A 22,258-nucleotide genomic window follows, 5' to 3' on the forward strand; every position below is an offset into this window, starting at 1 on the left:
AAGACATCATGTACGCATTCCAGTTCGAACGCGCCACGGATGCCAAGGCCGCCGTGGCCAAGCTCCAGGCCGACGCCGACGCCAAGTTCCTGGGCGGCGGCCAGAGCCTGCTCGCGGCGATGAAGCTGCGGCTCGCGGCGCCCAGCATGCTGGTGGACGTGTCGCGCATCCCGGGCATGGCGGACATCCGCGTGGAGGGCGACGAGTTGGTGATCGGCGCCGCCGCGCGCCATGCCGACGTGGCCGCCCATGCGGAAGTCATGCGCCGCATCCCGGCGCTGGCGGCCATGGCCAATGGCATCGGCGACCGTCAGGTACGGGCGATGGGCACCATCGGCGGCTCGCTGGCCAACGACGACCCCGGCGCCGACTACCCCGCCGCCGTGCTCGGCCTCAACGCCACCGTGGTCACCGACCGGCGCAACATCGCCGCCGACAGCTTCTTCAAGGGGCTCTATGAAACGGCGCTCGCCCCCGACGAGCTGATCACGGCGGTCCGCTTCCCCACCCCGGACCAGGCCGCCTACATCAAGTTCCGCAACCCGGCCTCGCGCTTCGCGCTGGTCGGCGTGATGGTGGCGCGCACCGGCAAACTGGTGCGCGTGGCCATCACCGGCGCGGCAGACAGCGTTTACCGCGCCCCCGACCTGGAACAGGCCCTGACCGCCAGCTTCACCCCCGCCGCCGCCCGCGCGGTAAAGGTGGACGCCGCCCGGCTCAACACGGACCTGCACGCGTCAGCGGCATACCGCGCGCATCTGATTCCGGTGCTGACAGCAAGGGCGGTGGAGCAGGCGTTGAAGGGGTGATGCTAGGCTGTGGCCCCCCATCCATCCGGGATGGGGAGCCAACAGCCTGCCCTATCCGGCTATGGCAGGCGCCAGAAGTTGGCGCGGTCGGTCCGATAGGTCGCGGCGGCGCTGTTGAAGTAACACTTGTCGTAGCAGTGGGTGCCGTCCCATAAGGTGGCGTGTCCCTTGGCGTCCGTCCAGCCCGATATTTCGAACACCAGTAACCCTTGTTGTCCGGCCAACGCGCCGCCGTGGGAAGGCGGATGCGCAACCACTTCCGGCCGGCCCCATCGCACCTTGAGGTAGTCGAGCACCCTCTCGATGCGATAGAAGTACCAGCTGCCATCGGCGCCGGAGACGGTTTCCTTCTTGACAAATGGGATTCGTGCGCCAGTTTGGTTTAGGACATAACTGATGCGCACGGCGCAGGTGTTCTCCCAACGTTGCTTCGGATCCGGGTGCAGGATGTTGCGCTTCACCATACCGCCAATGACGTTCGCCACGCGCACAGAGGAATTGGAGGGATCGTAGATGCGATTGGCCGCAGCCCATGCCGCATGAAAGGAAGGTCTCGTCATCATGGCTCCTGTCGGTGGGTCTGGTTCGGCCTCGGGACGTGGCGCTTGACCTGATCCTGAAGCGCCCTGCTGTGATAGAGGTCCAGGCACTTCAACAGACGAAATTGCTGGCCCATGGAATGGGCCTTCAGCCGTGGATTGCGGTAGTCGCGTGCCAGGAACTGGTCGACGAGGGGCGGGATCGCATCAATACTTGATGCCATGTCGTAGTAGAGGGATGCGCTCAGTTCATCCGCCGTCTGGCCGGCGTCTGCCGATGCGGCTGCGTCGCCCTCGTATGCCCTGGCGATGCAGCGCGCCAGCACCATGTCCTTGTAATTCTGGCCGTACGTTCGACCCTGCGCGTCGGACGCGTGCGTGTCGGGCGCCTTGGCATTCGCGGTTAGGGCCCAGGCCGCGCACGAAGCCAGCATGAGCCAACGGATTCGAAGCATGAGTGTCTCCAGGAAGAGCGGTTGCAGTGCATGACATCACGCACCAGAGGCGCTTCTACCGCCTTCTTCTGCCCATGAAAATCGTAAATCGACTAAATTGAACCCATGCTCCCCGCCTCCATCGACGACACCGCCGCCCTGCTGCACCGCCAGCAGTATTTCGCCGACCGCGAGACGGCGACCGTGCTTTATCTCGCCCTGCGCATGCAGCGCCCGCTGTTCCTGGAGGGCGAGCCCGGCGTAGGCAAGACCGCGCTCGCGCAGGCCATGGCGGCGGCGCTCGGGACGCGGCTGCTGCGGCTGCAGTGCTACGAAGGGCTCGATGCCGCCAGCGCGCTTTACGAATGGGATTACCCGCGCCAGATCATGGCGCTGCGGCTGGCGGAGGCGCGTGGCGAGCGGCCCGAGCAGCAGTCGCTCTATCACGACGATTTCCTGCTCAAGCGCCCGCTGCTCGAAGCTTTGCTGCCCGACCCCGCTGCGCCGGGCGTGCCGCGCGTGCTGCTGATCGACGAGATCGACCGGGCCGACGAGCCGTTCGAAGCCTTCCTGCTCGAAGTGCTGTCCGAATACCAGGTGTCGATTCCGGAGATCGGCGTCGTGCGGGCCGAGCGGCCGCCGCTGATCGTGGTCACTTCCAACCGCACGCGCGAGGTACACGACGCGCTCAAGCGGCGCTGCCTCTACCAGTGGATGGGCTACCCGGACCGCCAGCGCGAGCTGGAGATCGTGGCCGCCCGCGCGCCCGAGGCGGCCGCGGCGCTGCAGCATCAGGCGATCGACTTCGTCCATCGGTTGCGCGGCATCGACCTGTTCAAGGCGCCCGGCATCGCCGAGGCCATCGACTGGTGCCGCGCGCTGGCCGCGCTGGGCGTGACCGAACTGGACCCGCAGTCGGTACGCGACACGCTGGGCGTGCTGCTGAAATACCAGGACGACCTCGCCCGCGCCGATGGCCCCACGGTGGCCGAACTGCTCGCTGGCGCCCCGCCGGAGCGCTAGCGCCATGCCGCACCCCATGCCGCACCCCACCCCGGCCCTCCCCATGCTCGCGCGCAACGTCACGCATTTCATGCGGCTGCTGCGCGATGCCGGCTTCGGGCTGTCGCCGGCCCACGCCGTGGATGCGCTCGACGCGCTGCGCCATATCGACATTGGCGCGCGCGGCGAGGTGCGCGCCGCGCTGGCCGCGCTGGTGCTGTCCGGCCCCGACCAGCGTCCACTGTTCGATGCCGCCTTCGACCTGTTCTGGCGCGACCCGGACTGGGAAGGCAAGATGCGCGCGATGCTGCTGCCGCGCGTCGATGCCGGCGCGCCGCCGCCCAAGCGCAGCAACCGGCTCGCCGATGCGCTTGCCGCGCGCCAGCCGCCGCCTCCGTCCCCCGGCCAGCCCGCCCGCGAGGAGCGCTTCACCGCCCCGCTGACGTTTTCCGATCAGGAGCGGCTGGCTCAGCGCGAKTTCGAGACGCTGACCGCCGAGGAATGGCGCGCGCTCCAGCACCTCGTGCGTACGCGGCGTGCCCACCTGGCGCTCCAGCGCACGCGCCGGCTGCGCGCGGCGGCCTGCGGCACCCACGCCGACCTGCGCGCCAGCGCGCGGCTGGCCGTGCGCCAGCATGGCGAATGGCTGCGCTGGAAATACCGCAAGCACGCCGAGCGCAAGCCGCCTGTGGTGCTGCTGCTCGACATCTCGGGATCGATGAGCCAGTACTCGCGCGCGGTGCTGTACTTCTGCCACGCGCTGATGCAGTCGCGCGAGCGCATGCACGTGTTCCTGTTCGGCACCCGGCTGACCAACGTCACGCGGGCGCTGCACGAGCGCGATCCCGACGAAGCCGTCGACCTGATCACCGGCCAGGTGCGCGACTGGGCCGGCGGCACGCGCATCGGCGCGGCGCTGGCGCAGTTCAACCGCCAGTGGGCACGCCGCACGCTGTCCGGCCGCGCCACGGTGCTGCTGGTCAGCGACGGCATCGACCTCGAACACATCGACCTGCTCGACGCCGAGATGGCGCGCCTGCGCCGTTTTGCGCACCGCATCATCTGGCTCAATCCGCTGCTGCGCTACGCCGGCTTCTCGCCGCAGGCGCGCGGCATGCAGGCCATCCTGCCGCACGTGGACGCCCTGCGCCCCGCGCACAACCTCGACAGCCTGTTCGCGCTCGAATCCCTGCTCGCGGACGACGCGCGCCGGCCCTTCATCGCAACCCCCAAAGGAAGCCCCCCATGGAGATGACCCAGACCCAGCGCCTGCCCGTGCCCCGCGACGTGGCATGGGGGGCCTTGAACGACACGGACGTCCTCAAGCAATGTATTCCGGGATGTGAGAGCATCGAGCCCGATGGCGAAAACGCCTACCTGCTGGCGATGACCGCCGCGGTGGGGCCGGTCAAGGCGCGCTTCAAGGGCCGCATGGCGCTGACGGACATCCAGGCGCCGGAAAGCTATACGATCCAGTTCGACGGGCAAGGCGGCGCGGCCGGCTTCGGCAAGGGCACSGCCCATGTTTCACTGGTGGATCAAGGCGACGAGACCGACCTGACCTATGTGGTGCACGCCCAGGTGGGCGGCAAGATCGCGCAGATCGGCTCGCGGCTGGTGGATGGCGCYGCGCGCAAGCTGGCCGAGGCCTTCTTCACGCGCTTCACCGAGGCGGTGAGCGGCGGCAAGGAAGCCGAAGGCCAGGACGTCAACGAGGAAGCCGACGCCGCGCAAGCGGACGGCGGCGATGAGCAACAAGGTAGCGAGAAGCGGAAACGATCATGGACAGCGTGGATCTCGAAGTCCTGAAGAGCAGCGTGCGGTGGCAACAGGAAGGCCACGGGGTATTGCTGGTGACGGTGGTGAGAACCTGGGGCTCGTCGCCCCGCCCCGAAGGCGCGATGCTGGCCGTGCGCGATGACGGCCTTGTGGTCGGTTCGGTCTCGGGCGGGTGCATCGAGGACGACATCATCGACCGCGTGCGGCGCGAGGGGATCCACGCCAGCCGCCCGGAGGCGATCAAGTACGGCATCAGCGCCGAGGAAGCCCACCGCTTCGGCCTGCCCTGCGGCGGCACCATCGAACTGGTGGCGGAGCCGCTCAAGGCCGCCAGCGGCATCGCCGASYTGCTSGAYGCCGTGGAGAGCGGCCGGCTGGTCGCGCGGACGCTCGACCTGRMCACCGGCGCCGCCACGCTCGGSCCCGCCCAGGCCACSGACGGCCTGGCGTTCGACGGTGACAAGCTGCTGACCATCCACGGCCCGCGCTACCGCATGCTGGTGATCGGCGCCGGGCAGTTATCGAAATACCTGTGCCAGATCGCCGTGGGGCTGGGCTTCCATGTCACCGTCTGCGACCCGCGCGAGGAATACACCGAGACGTGGGACATCCCCGGCGTGGCGATGGTACGCACGATGCCCGACGACACCGTCATGGACATGAAGCTCGACGAGCGCAGCGCGGTAATCGCGCTCACGCACGATCCCAAGCTCGACGACCTGGCGCTGATGGAGGCGCTGCGCACGCCGGCCTTCTACGTGGGCGCGCTCGGCTCGCGCCGCAACAACCATGCGCGCCGCGAGCGCCTCAAGGAGTTCGACCTGACCGAACTCCAGTTGGCGCGGCTGCACGGCCCGGTCGGCATCTATATCGGCAGCCGCACGCCGCCCGAGATTGCCATCTCGATCCTGGCCGAGGTCATCGCCGCCAAGAACCACGTCTCGCTGCCGGACATCCTCCAGGTGGARGGTGCCAAGGCCGCACGCGAGATCGCGGCGGGCGAGGCGGAATGTCCTGTGCTGCCCGCCACGGCCACGGCGACGGCCACGCAATCATGAAGAAGCCCGCACGCGCCCCGCTCACGCCGACCGACCTGCCGGTCGGCATCCTGCTCGCCGCTGGTTTCGGCAAGCGTTTCGATGCCACCGGCACGCGCAACAAGCTGCTGGAGGTACTGCCCGATGGCCGCACCGTGGCGTGGCGCAGCGCGCGCACGCTGGCGGCRGCCCTGCCGAACTCGATTGCGGTRGTGCGGCCCGGCAACGCGGCCCTGGCCGAGGAACTGCGGCGCGGTGGCTGCCGCGTGGTGGAAGCGCCCGATGCCGAGGCTGGCATGGGGGTGGCGCTGCGCGCCGGYGTGGCGGCGACTGCCGAGGCACGCGGCTGGGTGGTGGCGCTGGCGGACATGCCGTGGCTGCCRATGGAGTTGGTCCGCGCCGTGGCGCTGACCATCACCACGCCGGAAACCATCGCCGCGCCGTGGCGCGACGGCAAGCGCGGCCACCCGGTCGGCTTCGGCGCCGCCTGGCGCGATGCCCTGCTGAAGCTGGACGGCGACGAAGGCGCACGCGCCTTGCTGACCGACCAGCCGGTCACCCGCATCCTGACCGAGGACGACGGCCCGTTCCGGGACATCGACACACCGGGCGATCTGGCCCCGCGTTCGCGGTAGTAGCTACGCCTGCCCTCTCCCCCGCCCCTCTCCCAGAGGGAGAGGGGAGAACACCGTTGGTTTGCTCCCCTCGCCCGCTTGCGGGAGAGGGGCCGGGGGAGAGGRCCAGCGCCATGACGCAGCCCCGACCGTTCAACCGCCCTCGGTCTCCATCAGCGTCCGCAGATACTCCCGGCTCCACCAGTGCACGTCCTGCTGGCGGATGCGCTCRAGCAGCTTCTCGTGCCGCGCCCGCCGTTCGGCCAGCGGCATGTGCAGCGCCTGCTGCACCGCCTGCGCCGTGGCGCGCGTGTCGTAAGGGTTCACCAGCAGCGCTTCCTTGAGCTGCTCCGCCGCGCCGGCAAAGCGGGACAGCACCAGCACGCCCGGATCCTCCGGGTCCTGCGCGGCGATGTACTCCTTCGCCACAAGGTTCATCCCGTCGCGCAGCGGCGTGACCAGCGCCACGCTGCTGGCGCGGCACAGCCCCGGCAGCCGGCGGCGCGAGGTGGAGCGGTGGATGTAGCGCACCGGCATCCAGTCCAGCTCGCCATATTCACTATTGATCGCCCCGGTGATGCCCTCCATGTCGCGCCGCAGGTCGGCGTAGGCATCGACCGATTCGCGCGAGGGCGCCGCGATCTGGATCAGCGTGGCGCTGGAGCGGTTCTCGGGGTACTCCGCCAGCAAGACCTGGAACGCCTTGAGCCGCTGCGGCAGCCCCTTCGAATAGTCGAGCCGGTCGATGCCGAGCAGCAGCCGGCGCCGCGCGTACTGGTGGCGCATCATCTCGTAGGTCTCGCGCGCCTCGTCGCCGCGGCCCAGGTCGATGAACTCGTCCACGTCGATGCCGATCGGGAACGCCTGCGCGCGCACCGTGCGGTGGAAGGCGCGGAAGCGGTACTCGCCCATCGGCTCGGCGCTGGCCTCGCCCTGCACGTAGCGGGAGAAGTGGTCAAGATCGGCCTGGCTCTGGAAGCCCAGCAGGTCGTAGGCGAACAGCGCCCGCATCAGCCACTCATGCTGCGGGATGGCCGCGAGRATCAGCGGCGGYGGCAGCGGAATATGGAGGAAGAAGCCGATGCGCTGGCTGCAGCCGATGGCGCGCAGCTCCGCCGCGAGCGGGATCAGGTGGTAGTCGTGGATCCAGATCACGTCGTCCGGCTTGAGCAGCGGCGCCAGCTTGCGCGCGAACAGCTGGTTCACGCGCCGGTAGGCGTTCAGGTTGCCGCCCGCGTCGAAGTCGGCCAGATCGAGCCGGTAGTGGAACACCGGCCAGAGCACGCCGTTGCTGTAGCCCAGGTAGTAGGCGTCGTAGTCTTCCCGGCTCAGGTCCACCGTGGCCAGCGTCACGTTGCCGGCCTGCGAGATGTGCAGCTCGCCCTCGCCCGGCGTGCCGCCGTGGCTGGGTTCCACCGCGCGACCGCTCCAGCCGAACCACAGGCCGCCGGTCTTGCTCAGCGCCTCCGAGAGCGCCACGGCCAGGCCGCCCGCCGCGTGGTTGCGCGGATCGGCGACCCGGTTCGATACCGCTACAAGTCTTCCCATAGATCGCTTCTTGTTGTTGCCAATCCTGTCGTCAGATCACCGAATCCCACGGGGCAGATAGCCGCATGGCGCCGTTGATCAGGCCGACCATCGAATAGGTCTGGGGGAAATTGCCCCACATCTCTCCGGTGACCGGGTGTGTGTCTTCCGAGAGCAGCCCCAGCGGGTTGCGCGAGGCCAGCATGGCCTCGAAGATCTCGCGCGCCTCGTCGCGGCGGCCGATGCGGGCCAGCGCGTCGATGCGCCAGAACGTGCAGATATTGAACGCGGTCTCGGGCTTGCCGAAGTCGTCGGGCGCCTCGTAGCGGCGCATGTACGGGCCGTCGCAGAGCGAGGCTTCCAGCGCCTTGACCGTGGAGACGAAGCGCGGGTCCTTCGGGTCGATGAAGTTGACCTCGGCCATCAGCAGCACGCTGGCGTCGAGTTCCTTCCCGCCGAAGCTCTCCGCGAAGGCCTGGCGCGACTCGTTCCAGGACTCGTCCAGGATCTGCTTCTTCATGCGGTTGGCGTGGTCGTGCCAGTAGGCGGCGCGCGCCGGCTGCCCGAGCGCCTCGCCCACCTTGGCCAGCCGGTCGCAGGCGGCCCAGCTCATCAGCGCCGACGAGGTGTGCACGCGCGCCCGGGTGCGCAGCTCCCACATACCTGCGTCCGGCGTGCCGAACACGCGCACGGCCTGCTCGCCGACTTCCTCCAGCCGCGCATACTCGGCCGGCCCGCCCCGGTGCAGCAGGCGATGGTCGTGGAAGGCCTGCGCGGCGCCGAGCACCACGTTGCCGTAGACATCGTGCTGGAAGTGCTCCTGCGCCTGGTTGCCCACGCGCACCGGCCCCATGCCGCGATAACCGGGCAGGTGATCGAGAATGCTCTCGGGCAGTTCACGCTCCAGCCCGATGCCGTACAGCGGCTGGATATGGCCGTCCTGCGACTGCATCACGACGTTGGAGAGCCAGCGCAGGTAGTCCTCCATCGTGCCGACTTCGGACAGGCTGTTCAGCGCGCGCACCACGAAGAAGGCGTCGCGCAGCCAGCAGAAGCGGTAATCCCAGTTGCGGCCACTGCCGGGCGCCTCCGGCATGCTGGTGGTCATGGCGGCGACGATGGCGCCGGTTTCCTCGTACAGAGACAGCTTGAGCGTGATGGCGGCGCGGATCACCGCCTCCTGCCACTCGCGCGGGACCGCCAGGCGGCGCGTCCAGAGCCGCCAGTAGGAGGTGGTTTCCTGCTCGAAGTCCCGCGCAGTTTCCTCCACGCCCTGCGCCAGCGTCTCGTCCGGGCCGAGGATGAAGTTGTAGCCGCGCGTGACCAGAAACGGCGTGTTCGAGAGCACGTAGGCCAGCGGCGCGTCCGTGGTCATGCGCAGCGTCATGTCTTCGCCGATAAAGCGCGCGTGACTGCTCCCGCGCGTCATCTGCGGCTTGTTGCGGCCCCAGTTGAAGCGCGGCGCCACGGTCACGCGCACGCGCGGCGCGCCGCGCACCGGGCGGATGCGCCGCACCAGCGTCAGCGGCCGGAAATAGCGGCCAAGGCGGAAGAAGCGCGGGCAGAAATCGGTGATTTCGAGGCAGTTGTCGTGCTTGTCGATCAGCTGCGTACGCAGGATGGCCGTGTTCGGCTCATACCACTGCTTGGCTTCGAGGAAGTCCTCGATCTCGATGGCCCAGTGGCCGGCGTTCTCGCTCGGGTCCAGCAGGGCGTTGAAGACCGGGTCGCCGTCGAAGCGCGGCATGCAGCACCAGACGATGCGGCCCCGGCCGTCGACCAGCGCCGAGAAGCCGCAATTGCCGATCATGCCGAGCGAGAGCGACGGGTCGGCGTAGCGGCACGAGGTGTCCGAGTCGGTGTTGATTGCCGGCGCCTCGGGCTGTCGCCCGACGTTGGCGGCATCGGCGGCATCGGCGGCATCGGTGTGATCAGTGGCAGGCTGGTTCACAACGAATCCTCCCTTAGCGTCGGTGTGATGATGGGTTCCTTGGGCGCCGCTTCCGGGGCATCGCCCCGGGTGGCCATCCAGTGCGTCAGGGCGTGGGCCGATTCGTGCAGCCAGGCCCGCAGGGCGTCGGGGTTGGGCAGCACCGCCGTGGCGGCGGTGGCGCGCTGGCCCACCAGCAGGCCCACGCCGCCCAACTCACGCACGACGACGAATCCGGCCTCGTCGGTCACGTCATCGCCGGCAAACAGCGGCATGCGGCCCGCAAACGGCGGCGAGCGCATGAAGGCCGCGATGGCATCGCCCTTGTCCACGCCAGCCGGCTTGATCTCGACGACCATCTTGCCGGGCAGCGCCTCCAGGCCGGCSGCGTCGCGCAGCACGTCSGCCACGGCGGCCCGCACCAGCGGCTCCAGTTCCGGCACCTGCCGGTAGTGGATGGCCACGGCGACCGATTTYCGTTCGAGTTGCAGCCCGGGATGCCGGGCCACCAGCGCTTCCAGCTTCGGCAGCAAGGCGCCGATGCCAGGCGCGGGCGGCGTGACGACCCGTTCGCCGCCATGGCGGAATTCCGCCCCGTGGATCCCGGCGGAAGGCAAGCGCAACGGTTGCAGGAAATGGTCGAGCTCGGCMACRGGYCGGCCCGAGACGATGGCCAGCGCGCCGTCCAGGCAGGTATGCAACGCACGCAGCGTGCCAACCAGTTGGGGCTCTACCTGCACCAGGTCGGGGCGCGGCGCAAGGTCGGCCAGCGTGCCGTCGAAGTCCAGGAACAGCGCGATATGGGGTTCGATTAGGGGTAGCGGGRGCATCGCGTTAAACCGTAACACGTGTGTTTGACGAGCGTCCACCCGATGCTGTCCTACATCGCGGCCCGGCGCGGCTGTGGCGCATTCGGCACCCGCGCCGACACACCACGCGCCAGCACGGCGCTGCCGGGCACGTTCCGCCCGCGTCACGCCAGCGCCGCCCGGATGGGCGCCATCCATTATCATTGGCGGTTTCCGCCGAATTTTCCGGCTTTTTTTGCCCGCGCCCCTGCCGCGCCCCTGCCCTGCCCATCATGACCGCCAAGACCGCCAAGACTGCAAAACCCGCCAAGCCAGCCCGCGCCGCCAAGGCCCCCCGCGCCGCCACGCCCGACTACCTGCGCAAGATCCTCACCGCCAAGGTGTACGACGTCGCCCAGGAAACCGAGCTGACCTACGCGCACGCGCTGTCGGCCCGCACCGGCAACGCGGTCTGGTTCAAGCGCGAGGACACCCAGCCGGTGTTCTCGTTCAAGCTGCGCGGCGCATACAACAAGATGGCGTCGCTGACGCCCGACGAGCTGAAGCGTGGCGTGATCGCCGCCTCCGCCGGCAACCACGCGCAGGGCGTGGCGTTGTCGGCAGCGCGGCTCCAGTGCAAGGCGATTATTGCGATGCCGACGACCACCCCCCAGGTGAAGATCGATGCGGTGCGCGAACGCGGCGGCGACTGGGTCAAGATCGTGCTGCACGGCGAGTCCTACAGCGACGCCTACCAGCACGCGGCGGCACTGGGGCTGAAGCAAAAGCTGACCTTCATCCACCCGTTCGACGATCCCGAAGTCATCGCCGGCCAGGGCACCATCGCCATGGAGATCCTGCGCCAGCACCCGGGCCCGATCCACGCCATCTTCGTGGCGATTGGCGGCGGCGGGCTGATCTCGGGCGTGGCGGCCTACGTCAAGGCCGTGCGGCCGGAGATCAAGGTGATTGGCGTGCAGACCTTCGACTCGGACGCGATGAAGCGCTCGGTGGAAGCCGGCAAGCGCATCGAACTGAAGGATGTGGGCCTGTTCGCGGACGGCACCGCCGTGAAGCTGGTGGGCAAGGAAACCTTCCGCATCACGCGCGAACTGGTGGACGAGATCATCCTGGTGGACACCGACGAGATCTGCGCCGGCCTGAAGGACGTGTTCCAGGACACCCGCAGCATCCTCGAGCCGTCCGGCGCGCTGGCCGTGGCCGGCCTGAAGCGCTACGCCGAGCGCGAGAAGCTCAAGGGCGAGCAGCTCGTGGCGATTGCCTGCGGCGCCAACATGAACTTTGACCGCCTGCGTTTCGTGGCCGAGCGCGCCGAGGTGGGCGAAGCCCGCGAGGCCGTGTTCGCCGTGACGATTCCCGAGGAGCGCGGCAGCTTCAAGCGCTTCTGCGAGCAGGTRGGCACGCGCAGCGTGACCGAGTTCAACTACCGCATCGCCGACCAGGGCGTGGCGCACATCTTCGTGGGCGTGCAGATCGCCGACCGCGCCGAGAGCGACAAGATCGCCGCCAACTTCCGCCGCCATGGCTTCGATACGCTCGACCTCTCCAACAACGAGCTGGCCAAGCAGCATATCCGCTACATGGTGGGCGGCCGCTCGCCGCTGGCGCACGACGAACTGCTGTTCCGCTTCGAATTCCCCGAGCGCCCGGGCGCGCTGATGAAGTTCCTGTCGAGCATGAGCCCGAACTGGAACATCAGCCTGTTCCACTACCGGAACCAGGGCGCCGACGCCTCCAACATCCTGGTGGGTATCCAGGTGCCGAAGAACGAGAAGCGCGCCTTCCGCGACTTCCTTTCCACGCTGGGTTACGTACACTGGGACGAGACCGACAACCCGGTCTACAAGCTGTTCCTGTCCTGAGATCGCGATCATGACGCTCCCCGAACACTCGCCGCTGGGCAAGCCCTCGGCCTACAAGACCGAATACGACCCGACGCTGCTGTTCCCGATTCCCCGGCAGCCCAAGCGCACCGAGATCGGCCTGCCCGAAGGGCGCGCGCTGCCGTTCTTCGGCGTGGATATCTGGAATGCCTACGAGGTGTCCTGGCTGAACCTGAAGGGCAAGCCGCAGGTGGCGCTGGCGACCTTCATCATTCCGGCCGATACGCCGAATATCGTCGAGTCGAAGTCGTTCAAGCTGTACCTGAACTCGTTCAACCAGAGCAAGGTCGCCTCGGCCGAGGCGCTCCAGCAACTGCTGCACCACGACCTCTCCGAGGCCACCGGCGGCACGGTGCAGGTGCGACTGGTCACCGAGGCGGACCTCGGCACGCAGAAGATGGGCGAGCTGGATGGGCTGCTGCTGGACCGSCTGGACATCGAGACCGACATCTACGAGCCGGACCCGACCCTGCTGTCGGCGGATCAGGATGAGACGCCGGTGGAGGAATCGCTGGTCTCGCACCTGCTGAAGTCGAACTGCCTGGTCACCGGGCAGCCGGACTGGGGCAGCGTGCAAATCCGCTACGTGGGTGCGCCGATCGACCAGGAAGGGCTGCTCAAGTACCTGATCTCGTTCCGCAACCACAACGAGTTCCACGAGCAGTGCGTGGAGCGGATCTTCGCGGACGTGCTGCGCATGTGCAAGCCGGTGAAGCTGGCCGTCTACGCGCGCTACACGCGGCGCGGCGGGCTGGACATCAACCCGTTCCGCACCAACTTCAACACGCCGTGGCCGGACAACCGGCGCAATGCGCGCCAGTAAGGCAGGCCGCCAGTCAGAACTCCGCGTGCGCGCGGATGCCGTAGAACTTGGCGGGTCCGCGGTCCCGGTTGTAGCCGGGATTGCGGATGTACTGGAAGTCCGGGCTCAGGCTCAGGGTCTTCCAGACCGCGAAACTGTAATAAATCTCGAACACTTGCTCCGGGCCGTAGCGCAGCGCGCCATCGCCCAGGAACGCGCCCAGGCCGCCTGCCGCCAGGTAGTTGCGGTGCGATGAGCCGAGCATGTTCGCCGCCACCGCCACGCCCACCTCGTCATTGGGCCGCCCCCAGGCCTTGCCTTTCAGCGTGCCGCCGCCGGCCACCTGCCGGCCGATCTCGGTGAAGGCGTAGGTCTCGGTCTTGTCGTCCGACATATTGGCGCGGAAGAACACCCCCAGCGCATCGGTCACCTCCTGCACCATCGCCACGCCGATGCCGAGCTTGGTGTGCTCGCGCCGCACGGCGGCGAGGTCCGGCGTTACGCCATTGGCCTGCCCGTAGGCGATGGCGTCGTTGAACGACCCCATACTGGCCTTGTTCCGCCACAGCAGCAGCCGCGCCTGCCCCGGGCGGCCGGCCAGCGTGTAGCGCTTTTCCAGCTCGAGGACGTCGCCGTAGTGCTCGAACAGCCGGGTGTCCAGTTCGCGCCCGTTCGACTCCAGCGGCAGCAGGAAATGGCCGAAGCGCGCCGACCAGCCGTCGCCGATGTACTCCAGCGCCGCGCCCCAGTTATAGCCGCGCGAATCGGCCGGATAGTCGAACGAGCCGTGCGTCATGAACGACCAGTTCATGAACTGCGTGCGGGGGTCCGAGCCGTAGGGGTTCTGGTCGAATACGTCGATCACGCCGAAGTTGCCGGCGGTCAGCACCACGCGGCGCTTGTCCACGGTGCGGGCGAACTGGTTGAAATCCGATTCGAGTTTTTCGTCCCCGCCGCCCAGGCCCCAGGTCTGGCGGATAAAGGCGCGCGCGCGATAGAACTTCGGGCTGGTGCTGGCCGTCTTGGCCAGCTCCCCGTTGGACAGCCCACCCAGGCCATGCAGGTCCGAGAACGGCACGCCCTGCGCCACTTCCGGGTTGAAATGGAACTCGGCGCCCTGCCACAGCCGCAGGCCAAGGTCGAGCGTGCCCGTGAASGAGTAGCTCTTGGCRCGCTCGGTGGTCAGGCTGTTCTCGCCCGAGTASGCGGCGCCGAAGGACGGCTTGCGCTGCCAGATATAGGTGGTCTGCCCGTGGATGGCGAACGGGCTTTCGGTGTCGGGCTCGGCGGGGGCAACAGGGGCGGAGGCGGCGTCCTGGGCGAACGCGGCYGGCGCAGTGGCCAGCGTCGCCCAGGCAAGGCCGGCGCAGGCCATCAGTCGGAAACGCGGCATCGGGAAATTCGGCTGGGACGGATGCGCCACAGCGGCCATCCGAGACTGGCGCGAAGCATAGCCAACCGCTTCTGACGTGTCTACCGCGATTACTGCAACGCAACAAGAAAGGCACGGTTCCCCCATCCGCCGACTTTGTAACGCGCCTTGAATTAATTAATTCGAAAATTAATATTCAGCCGATACGAAGTGCCACGCCCATGCCGACCAAGCCACCATCCCCAAACTCCACACCCAGCCCTGACGCCCGGCGCCCGGGGCGCCCCGTCGCCCGCGCCGATGCCGGCCAGCGCGACCGCCTGATCGAGGCGGCCGTAACCCTGTTCGCCCGGCATGGCGTAGCCGCCACATCGACCAAGGCAATCGCCGCCGAAGCCGGCGTGACCCCGGCGCTGGTCCACTAYTACTTCCGCGAGCGCGAGCAACTGCTGGAAGCCGTGTTCGAGGAACGGCTGCTGCCGCTGGTCGATCAGGTCTTCAGCGGCGCCCCGCCCGCCGGCGAGGGGTCGCCACCCGATGTCGGCACGCTGATCCAGGGTCTCGCGGGGCGGCTGATCCGGGTGGCGTCGGCCACGCCGTGGTTCCCGGGGCTGTGGATCCGCGAGATCGTCGGCGTCGAAGGCCAGTTGCGCGAACGGCTGGTGCAGCGGGTGGCCATGCAGCGGGCCACGCTGATCACCGGCCCGCTGATGGCGGCGCAGGCGCGCGGCCAGCTCAATCCTGGCCTGGAGCCGGCGCTGGTCATGGTCTCGCTGATCGGCCTCACGCTGCTGCCGCTGGCCACCACCCATATCTGGCAGCGCCTGCCCGGCGCGGAAGCCATCGACACCGACACGCTGGTGCGCCACGTGACCGCCCTGCTGGCCCACGGACTGTCCGCACCTGCATCCCCCTCGTCGACCTAACGCCATGGAGCCGCGCATGCCCTCCCGCCTCCCGCAGTGCCTCCCGCAGTGCCTCCTCCTCCTCGCCGCCTGCGCCGCGCTCGCCGCCTGTGGCAACAACCAGCCCGTCACCTGGCAAGGCTATGTCGAGGGCGAATTCGTCGCCGTGGCGTCGCCCTTCGCGGGGCGGCTGGAAAAGCTGACCGTCGATCGCGGCCAGCAGGTCGCCGACGGCGCGCCGTTGTTCGTGCTCGAATCCGACGACGAACGCGCCGCGCGCCAGCAGGCCGCCGAGCAGGTGCGCGTGGCCGAGGCGCAACTGGCCGATATCCAGATCGGCAAGCGGCCCGTGGAAGTGGCCGTGAACCAGGCCCAGCTGGCGCAGGCTCGCGCCCAGGCCACGCGCAGTGCGGCCCAGCGCAAGCGCGACGAGGCGCAGTTCGAGATCGGCGGCATCTCCCGCGCGCAGCTGGATGAGACCCGCGCCACCGCCGATGCGGACGCGGCGCGCGTGCGCGAACTGCAACGGGACATCGACGTGGCCCGCCTGCCCGGCCGCAAGGACCAGCTCGCCGCCCAGCAGGCCCAGGTAGAGGCCGCGCGTGCCGCGCTGGTGCAGGCCGAATGGAAGCTCTCGCGCAAGTCGGTCAACGCCACGGCCGCCGGGCTGGTCTACGACGTGCCCTACCGCCCCGGCGAATGGGTGCCTGCCGGCAGCCCCGTGGTGCGCATGCTGCCGCCCGGCAACGTCAAGGTGCGCTTCTACGTGCCCGAGGCGGCGGTGGGCGCGCTGAAGAACGGCCAGTCGGTGCAGATCCGCTGCGACGGCTGCGCGGCGCCTGTCGCAGCGAAGATCACCTATGTATCGAACGAGGCCGAGTTCACGCCGCCCGTCATCTACAGCAACGAAACGCGCCGCAAGCTGGTCTTCCTGATCGAGGCCCGCCCCACGCCCGAGGACGCCCCCAAGCTGCGCCCCGGCCAGCCCGTGGAGGTGGCGCAGTCATGAACGGCACCGAGGATCGCGCCAACGGCGCGCTGGCGATCGACGTCAAGGGGCTGAACAAGCGCTTCGGCGACAAGCACGTGGTCAACGACCTGACCATGCAGGTGGCGCGCGGCGAGATCTTCGGCTTCCTCGGCCCGAACGGCAGCGGCAAGACCACCTCCATCCGCATGATGTGCGGGCTGCTGACGCCGGACTCGGGCTCGGGCACCTGCCTGGGCTTCGACATCCTGAAGCAGGCCGCCGAGATCAAGCGCAACGTCGGCTATATGACGCAGCGCTTTTCCTACTGGGAAGACCTGTCGATCCGCGAGAACCTCGACTTCGTCGCCCGCGTCTACGCCATGCCCAATCGCCGCGAGGCCGTGGACCGCGCGCTGGAAGACCTCGGCCTGCAATCGCGCGCCGCGCAGCTCGCCGGCTCGCTGTCGGGCGGATGGAAGCAGCGGCTGGCGCTGGCGGCGTGCCTGCTGCACGAACCCMAGCTGCTGCTGCTCGACGAACCCACCGCTGGCGTCGATCCCAAGGCCCGGCGCGACTTCTGGGAGCAGCTCCACCAGCTCGCCGCGCGCGGCATCTCGGTGCTGGTCAGCACGCACTATATGGAYGAGGCCGAGCGCTGCCACAAGCTCGCCTATATCGCCTATGGCCGGCTGCTGGCGCAGGGCACGTCGGCGGAGGTGGTGGCCAGCCAGGACCTGGCCACGTGGAGCGTGGAGGGCGAYGACCTCGCCGCGCTCTCCGCCCARCTGCAGGGCCAGCCCGGCGTGGACCAGACCGTGGCCTTCGGCACGGCGCTGCACGTCACCGGCAAGRACGCCGGCCAGCTCGAACAGACGCTGAAGCGCTACGCCGGCGCGCATCACCGCATCCACCTGACCGAAACCAGCCTGGAGGACGTGTTCATCCACATGATGAGCGGYGCSCAGGACAACATGGCGGCGCAGCCGGGCAAGTCCGCCAAGCCAGCGAAGGGGCAATCGTGAGCGCCAACGCCCGCTTCTCCGTCCAGCGCTGGTGGAGCATCGTGCTGAAGGAATTCCTGCAGCTGCGGCGCGACCGCATCACCTTCGGCATGATCGTCGGCCTGCCGATCATGCAGCTGCTGCTGTTCGGCTTCGCCATCAACAGCGACCCGCGCCATATGCCGACTGCGGTGATCGTCGCCGAACATAGCGACTTCTCGCGCACCTTCGTCCACGCGCTGGAGAACACCACCTATTTCCGCGTGGTGCGCACCCTGCCGGACGAGGCCGCCGGGCGCGAGGCGCTGCTGCGCGGCGACGTGCAGTTCGTGGTCAGCATCCCCACCGATTTCTCGCGCAAGCTGCTGCGCGGCGAGCGCCCCGAGATCCTGGTCGAGGCCGACGCCACCGACCCCTCGGCCACCGGCCCGGCGATCGGCGCACTGGCGCAGCTGCCGGTCAGCGTGGCGCGCATCGACCTCAAGGGCGCGCTGGCCCCGCTGGCCGGCGGCAAACCCGCCTTCGACGTCAACGTGCAGCGCCTCTACAACCCCGAGGGCATCACCCAGTACAACATCGTCCCGGGCCTGATGGGCGTGATCCTGACCATGACGATGGTGATGATGACCGGCCTGGCGATGACCCGCGAACGCGAGCGCGGCACGATGGAAAACCTGCTCGCCACGCCGGTGCAGCCGCTGGAGGTCATCTCCGGCAAGATCGTGCCGTACATCTTCATCGGCCTGATCCAGGCCACCATCATCCTGCTGGCGGCGCGTTATGTGTTCCAGGTGCCCTTTCTCGGCTCGGTGGTGGGCGTGTACCTGGCGGCRCTGCTGTTCATCGCGGCCAACCTGACGGTGGGCATCACGCTGTCCTCGCTGGCCAAGAACCAGCTCCAGGCGGTGCAGCTCACGTTCTTCTACTTCCTGCCCAACATCCTGCTGTCCGGCTTCATGTTCCCGTTCGCCGGGATGCCGACGTGGGCGCAGTGGATCGGCAACGTGCTGCCGATGACCTACTTCAACCGGATGATCCGCAGCATCCTGCTCAAGGGCAGCGGCTGGCTGGAGTTGTGGCCGAACGTCTGGCCGGTGGCGCTGTTCACGGCCATCGTCATGACCATCGCGGTGCGCTTCTACAAGCGCACGCTCGACTGAGGGGATGCCATGCGAGTCTTCTCGCTTGTCCTGTTGCTCTCGCTGGCCGGCTGCACGGTCGGCCCCGACTTCCGGTCCCCCGATGCCGTGCCCGACGCGCGCTACACGCCGGGGCCCCAGCCGGTGGCGACCGTGCCGGCCCTGGGCAAGTCCCAGTCCTTCGTGCCRGGGGACCTGCCCCAGCAATGGTGGACCCTGTTCGGCAGCGACAAGCTGGACGCCACCGTGCGCGCCGCGCTGGAAGCCAGTCCCACGCTCACGCAGGCCCGCGCCCGGCTGCGGGAGGCGCAGGAGAACCTCAACGCGCGCACCGGCGCCACGCGGTTTCCCACTGTCGATGCCTCGCTCAACGCCACGCGCCAGCAGGTGGACCTGACCTCGGTCGGCATCACCCAGTTCCCCAGCCCGGGCCCGTTCACGCTCTACAACGCCACCGTGCAGGTCTCCTACGCGCTGGACCTCTTCGGCGGGCAGCGGCGCGAACTGGAAGGCTTGCAGGCGGCGGTCGATTACCAGCGCTACGAACTTGAGGCCGCACGGCTCTCGCTGGCCGCCAATGTGGTGACGGCGGCGATCCGCGAAGCCGGGCTGCGCGCCCAGCTGGCCGATACCGTGGCGATGGCCGACGCGCAGCGCCGCCAGCTCGGCATCATGACCGAGCGCCTCAAGGTGGGCGGCGTGGCGCGCGTGGACGTACAGCGCCAGCAGGCCGAACTGGCGCAGACGCAGGCGCTGATTCCGGGCCTCTCCCAGCAGATCGATGTCACGCGCCACCAGYTGGCYGTCTACCTCGGCCAGACCCCGGCCAGCGCGCAGTTGCCCGAATTCGGGCTCGCCGACCTGACCCTGCCCGAGACGCTGCCMGTCAGCCTGCCCGCCGAACTGGCCCGCCGCCGCCCCGACATCCGCGCGGCGGAGGCGCTGCTGCATCAGGCATCGGCCGATATCGGCGTGGCCACGGCCAACCTCTATCCGCAGATCACGCTGACGGCCAGCGGCGGCACGCAGGAGATGCGCGCGCGCGACCTGTTCAGCAGCATGAATGTGTGGAGCCTGGCGGCCGGCGTGGTCCAGCCCGTGTTCCACGGCGGCGAACTGCGCGCCCGCAAGCGGGCCAAGGAGGCGGCCTACGAGCAGTCGCTCGGCGCCTACCAGCAGGCGGTGCTGCAAGGCCTGCAGAACGTGGCCGATACCCTGCGCGCGCTCGACGCCGACGCCGCCACGCTCCAGGCCCGCGAGGACAAYGCCCGCCAGACGCGCGGCACGCTGGCCATCGTCACGGAGCAATACCGGCTCGGCGGCGTCAGCCAGTTCACCCTGCTGGACGCCGAGCGCCAATCCCGCCAGGCCGCCCTCGACCTSTCCCAGGCCACCGCCGCCCGGCTGGCAGACTCCGCGGCGCTGATGCAGGCGCTGGGCGGGGGRTGGGAGTGACTGACACGCCTGCCCTCTCCCCCGGCCCCTCTCCCGCAAGCGGGCGAGGGGAGACCCCAGACAGCCTTTGATAGGCCCTCGGTTAGCTCCCCTCTCCCTCTGGGAGAGGGGCCGGGGGAGAGGGCCAGCGCTTCAGCGAAGTCCAGCCGCCAAAAACCCCCTCAACCGCCGAACCCCCTCATCCAGCCGCTCCACGTCRCACGCATAGCACCAGCGCACGAAGCCCTCGCCCTCATCCCCGAACGCGCTGCCGGGGGCCAGCCCGAGGTGGGCTTCCYGCACCAGTTGCTTGCAGAGCGCGAGGCTGTCCGTGGTGCCGGCCAGCTTGAAGAAGACGTACATCGCGCCTTCCGGSGCGTGGGCRTCCACGCCSGGSAGCGCCGACAGYGCRCCSACGAGGTGATCGCGGGCGCCGCGCAGGCGCTGCACCAGATCCTGCGTGAACGCCTCGCCTTCGGTCACCGCCACCACGCCGGCTTCCTGCACGAACGACGGCGCGCAGGAGGTGTTGTATTCCACCAGCTTGCCGAGGTCGTCCATCAGCGCCGCCGGCAGCACCATCCAGCCGAGGCGCCAGCCGGTCATCAGCCATGCCTTGGAGAACGAATTGACGGCRATCACGCGAGCCTCGCGCGGGGCGATGTCGAGGAAGGACGGCGCGATGGTCCCTTCCGGGCCGTAGTAGAGCCGTTCGTAGACCTCGTCGGCGATGATCCAGATGCCGTGCCGCTGGCAGTGGTCGAACACGGCCTGCTGGGCGGCGCGCGGCATGACCCAGCCGGTGGGATTGTTCGGCGAATTGATCATCACCGCGCGCGTGCCCGGCGTCAGCGCGGCGAGCAGCTTGTCCAGGTCGAGCGCCCAGCCGTGTGGGCCGTAGTCCAGCGTCACCGTCTCCACCGTGGCGCCGAGGATGCGCGGGATCTCGACGAGGTTGGGCCAGAGCGGCGTCACGGCCACCACGCGGTCGCCGGGGCCGGTGACGAGCTGGGCGGCCAGCATCAGCGCGTTGACGCCGGCGCTGGTCACGGCCACGTTGCCGACCGGCGTGTCGCCRTGCAGGCGGCTCACRTAGCCGGCCAGCGCGGCGCGCAGCGGCGGAATGCCRAGGTTGTGGGTGTAGAACGTGGCGCCGGACGCCAGCGCCTGGCTGGCGGCATCCCGGATRAATGCCGGCGTGACCTGATCCGACTCGCCGAACCAGAACGGCAGTACATCGGGCAGGCCGATRCCCGCGTTGGCCACCTCGCGGATGCGCGACGCGCGCAGGCTGCGCACGGTGTCTCGCGCCAGCGGCGCAGTGGCAGGGGAAACAGGCGGCTGGGACATCKGTGCTCCGGGGGTGAGGGACGATGAAGCCGCCAGCGTAGCGGAAACGGCGAAAGTCGTCAGTCTGCGAACCGCTCGCGCAGTTGCGCGGCCGTCATCGCCCCATAGCCCAGCCCGCCCAGCGGCGACGCCACGGCGCGCAGCAGCGCCGCATTGTCCGGCGCCGTAGCGCCATCCGGCAGGGCCATGTTGTTTTCGAAGCCGATGCGCGCGTGGCCGCCGAGCATCACGGCGGTGGCCGCGCAGTCGGCTTCCTGCTTGCCGAACGCGCAGACGGCCCATTCCACGCCGGTGCCTTCCAGGCCGGTCTCGCGCCAGGCGGCGAGGAACGGCAGCAGGTCCGCCGGCGTCGACTTCTGTCCCGCCGAATAGCGGCCCAGCACGAACAGCACCCAGTGGCGCCCGGCCGGGATCGCCCCGCTTTCGCGCAGCGCGGCGTAGCGGTGCACGTCGGCGGCGTCGTAGAGGATGTACTGGGCCACCACGTGCTCGCGGTGCATCCAGCCGAAGAACTCGGCGGCGACCGGCAGCGCGGCGGGGTCCGGCACCAGTTCGCGCACGGCCACGGACGCCGCCTCGGGGCGCAGCGCCCGGACGGTGGCGATCTGCTGGGCCGGCTGGTAAATGCCGACGGCCTCGGTGGTCAGTTGCAGGACCAGCGCGTCGCCCACGGCCTGCCGCACCGCCGCGATGGCCGGCGCGTAGTCGGCCACCTCCAGGCTGTGCGTGCCATCGGCGCGTCGCACGTGCAGGTGGATCATGGCGGCGCCGGCCTCCACGCATTCGCGGGCGCATTGCGCCAGCTCGTCCGGGGTCATGGGCAGCCGCGCGTGATCCGCGTGGGTCTTGCGGGCGCCGTTGGGCGCCACGGCCAGCGCGAAGGGACGGCGCAGGATGTCTTCAGTCATGGGGGTATCTCAAT

21 protein-coding genes are annotated in these 22,258 nt (G+C 69.0%); 13 read left to right on the forward strand and 8 right to left on the reverse strand.

The features are described from left to right. The first annotated feature begins 8 nt into the window (after positions 1-8). The gene (locus AB4Z27_RS16600; RefSeq protein ID WP_441591663.1) at positions 9-809 is read left to right on the forward strand and encodes an FAD binding domain-containing protein; all 801 of its coding nucleotides are present in this window, start codon (positions 9-11) and stop codon (positions 807-809) included. 59 nt (positions 810-868) lie between these two features. On the opposite strand, the gene AB4Z27_RS16605 is transcribed toward AB4Z27_RS16600, so the two are convergent. After that, positions 869-1,372: a type VI secretion system amidase effector protein Tae4 gene (locus AB4Z27_RS16605; RefSeq protein WP_255370712.1), complete on the reverse strand. Its 504-nt coding sequence runs from the start codon at positions 1,370-1,372 to the stop codon at positions 869-871. After that, complete coding sequence (locus AB4Z27_RS16610; protein WP_218158019.1) at positions 1,369-1,803, reverse strand: T6SS amidase immunity protein Tai4 family protein; 435 nt, start codon at positions 1,801-1,803, stop codon at positions 1,369-1,371. Before AB4Z27_RS16610 ends, AB4Z27_RS16605 begins: the two co-directional genes overlap by 4 nt. A 105-nt stretch (positions 1,804-1,908) precedes the next feature. Between AB4Z27_RS16610 and AB4Z27_RS16615 the strand changes: the two genes are divergently transcribed. The 5 genes from AB4Z27_RS16615 to AB4Z27_RS16635 are packed head-to-tail and all read left to right on the forward strand — an operon-like array spanning position 1,909 to position 6,235. After that, on the forward strand, positions 1,909-2,805 hold the full coding sequence (locus tag AB4Z27_RS16615; RefSeq protein WP_092291789.1) for an AAA family ATPase: 897 nt from the start codon (positions 1,909-1,911) through the stop codon (positions 2,803-2,805). Positions 2,806-2,809: 4 nt separating this feature from the next. Next, a complete protein-coding gene (locus AB4Z27_RS16620) occupies positions 2,810-4,039 on the forward strand; it encodes a vWA domain-containing protein (protein ID WP_441644841.1) in 1,230 nt (409 codons plus the stop codon). Then, a complete protein-coding gene (locus tag AB4Z27_RS16625) occupies positions 4,030-4,593 on the forward strand; it encodes a CoxG family protein (protein WP_441591658.1) in 564 nt (187 codons plus the stop codon). The genes AB4Z27_RS16620 and AB4Z27_RS16625 overlap by 10 nt, the downstream gene beginning before the upstream one ends. Next, positions 4,566-5,621, forward strand: a complete 1,056-nt coding sequence (locus tag AB4Z27_RS16630) for an XdhC family protein (RefSeq protein WP_441644842.1) — start codon at positions 4,566-4,568, stop codon at positions 5,619-5,621. Before AB4Z27_RS16625 ends, AB4Z27_RS16630 begins: the two co-directional genes overlap by 28 nt. Continuing rightward, the gene (locus AB4Z27_RS16635) at positions 5,618-6,235 is read left to right on the forward strand and encodes a nucleotidyltransferase family protein (RefSeq protein WP_092291781.1); all 618 of its coding nucleotides are present in this window, start codon (positions 5,618-5,620) and stop codon (positions 6,233-6,235) included. The genes AB4Z27_RS16630 and AB4Z27_RS16635 overlap by 4 nt, the downstream gene beginning before the upstream one ends. Positions 6,236-6,367: 132 nt before the next feature. Here AB4Z27_RS16635 and AB4Z27_RS16640 read toward each other — a convergent pair whose 3' ends face one another. The 3 genes from AB4Z27_RS16640 to otsB all read right to left on the reverse strand — a co-directional run bounded on the left by AB4Z27_RS16640 (position 6,368) and on the right by otsB (position 10,501). Continuing rightward, positions 6,368-7,762 (reverse strand): alpha,alpha-trehalose-phosphate synthase (UDP-forming), encoded by a 1,395-nt coding sequence (locus AB4Z27_RS16640; protein WP_092291779.1) that lies wholly within the window; start codon positions 7,760-7,762, stop codon positions 6,368-6,370. A 31-nt stretch (positions 7,763-7,793) separates the two neighbouring features. Further along, positions 7,794-9,551, reverse strand: coding sequence for a glycoside hydrolase family 15 protein (locus AB4Z27_RS16645; protein ID WP_092292137.1), 1,758 nt, complete (start codon positions 9,549-9,551; stop codon positions 7,794-7,796). 137 nt (positions 9,552-9,688) lie between these two features. Next, complete coding sequence (gene otsB, locus AB4Z27_RS16650; protein ID WP_441644843.1) at positions 9,689-10,501, reverse strand: trehalose-phosphatase; 813 nt, start codon at positions 10,499-10,501, stop codon at positions 9,689-9,691. Positions 10,502-10,752: 251 nt separating this feature from the next. Here otsB and ilvA point away from each other — a divergent pair, with 251 nt between their 5' ends. Next, on the forward strand, positions 10,753-12,342 hold the full coding sequence (ilvA, locus tag AB4Z27_RS16655) for a threonine ammonia-lyase, biosynthetic (RefSeq protein WP_092291775.1): 1,590 nt from the start codon (positions 10,753-10,755) through the stop codon (positions 12,340-12,342). Between the two features lie 10 nt (positions 12,343-12,352). After that, positions 12,353-13,186, forward strand: coding sequence for an NADPH-dependent 7-cyano-7-deazaguanine reductase QueF (gene queF / locus AB4Z27_RS16660; RefSeq protein ID WP_441591654.1), 834 nt, complete (start codon positions 12,353-12,355; stop codon positions 13,184-13,186). Between the two features lie 13 nt (positions 13,187-13,199). On the opposite strand, the gene AB4Z27_RS16665 is transcribed toward queF, so the two are convergent. Next, complete coding sequence (locus AB4Z27_RS16665; RefSeq protein ID WP_441644844.1) at positions 13,200-14,558, reverse strand: carbohydrate porin; 1,359 nt, start codon at positions 14,556-14,558, stop codon at positions 13,200-13,202. Between the two features lie 200 nt (positions 14,559-14,758). On the opposite strand from AB4Z27_RS16665, the gene AB4Z27_RS16670 reads away from it, so the two are divergent. The 5 genes from AB4Z27_RS16670 to AB4Z27_RS16690 are packed head-to-tail and all read left to right on the forward strand — an operon-like array spanning position 14,759 to position 20,007. Next, positions 14,759-15,463 (forward strand): TetR/AcrR family transcriptional regulator, encoded by a 705-nt coding sequence (locus AB4Z27_RS16670; RefSeq protein ID WP_092291771.1) that lies wholly within the window; start codon positions 14,759-14,761, stop codon positions 15,461-15,463. 16 nt (positions 15,464-15,479) lie between these two features. Beyond that, positions 15,480-16,451 carry an HlyD family secretion protein gene (locus AB4Z27_RS16675; RefSeq protein ID WP_441644845.1) on the forward strand — a complete coding sequence of 324 codons (972 nt, stop codon included), beginning with the start codon at positions 15,480-15,482 and terminating at the stop codon, positions 16,449-16,451. Continuing rightward, on the forward strand, positions 16,448-17,434 hold the full coding sequence (locus AB4Z27_RS16680) for an ABC transporter ATP-binding protein (protein WP_441644846.1): 987 nt from the start codon (positions 16,448-16,450) through the stop codon (positions 17,432-17,434). The genes AB4Z27_RS16675 and AB4Z27_RS16680 overlap by 4 nt, the downstream gene beginning before the upstream one ends. Beyond that, a complete protein-coding gene (locus tag AB4Z27_RS16685) occupies positions 17,431-18,573 on the forward strand; it encodes an ABC transporter permease (RefSeq protein ID WP_441644847.1) in 1,143 nt (380 codons plus the stop codon). Before AB4Z27_RS16680 ends, AB4Z27_RS16685 begins: the two co-directional genes overlap by 4 nt. Positions 18,574-18,582: 9 nt before the next feature. Next, positions 18,583-20,007: an efflux transporter outer membrane subunit gene (locus tag AB4Z27_RS16690; RefSeq protein ID WP_441644848.1), complete on the forward strand. Its 1,425-nt coding sequence runs from the start codon at positions 18,583-18,585 to the stop codon at positions 20,005-20,007. A 132-nt stretch (positions 20,008-20,139) separates the two neighbouring features. Here AB4Z27_RS16690 and AB4Z27_RS16695 read toward each other — a convergent pair whose 3' ends face one another. Both AB4Z27_RS16695 and AB4Z27_RS16700 read right to left on the reverse strand, forming a co-directional pair. After that, on the reverse strand, positions 20,140-21,336 hold the full coding sequence (locus tag AB4Z27_RS16695) for a pyridoxal phosphate-dependent aminotransferase (protein ID WP_441644849.1): 1,197 nt from the start codon (positions 21,334-21,336) through the stop codon (positions 20,140-20,142). 59 nt (positions 21,337-21,395) lie between these two features. After that, positions 21,396-22,244 (reverse strand): 3-keto-5-aminohexanoate cleavage protein, encoded by an 849-nt coding sequence (locus tag AB4Z27_RS16700; RefSeq protein ID WP_218158018.1) that lies wholly within the window; start codon positions 22,242-22,244, stop codon positions 21,396-21,398. Positions 22,245-22,258 lie beyond the last annotated feature (14 nt).

The organism is Cupriavidus sp. KB_39 (genome assembly GCF_052114485.1).
GTDB lineage: Bacteria > Pseudomonadota > Gammaproteobacteria > Burkholderiales > Burkholderiaceae > Cupriavidus.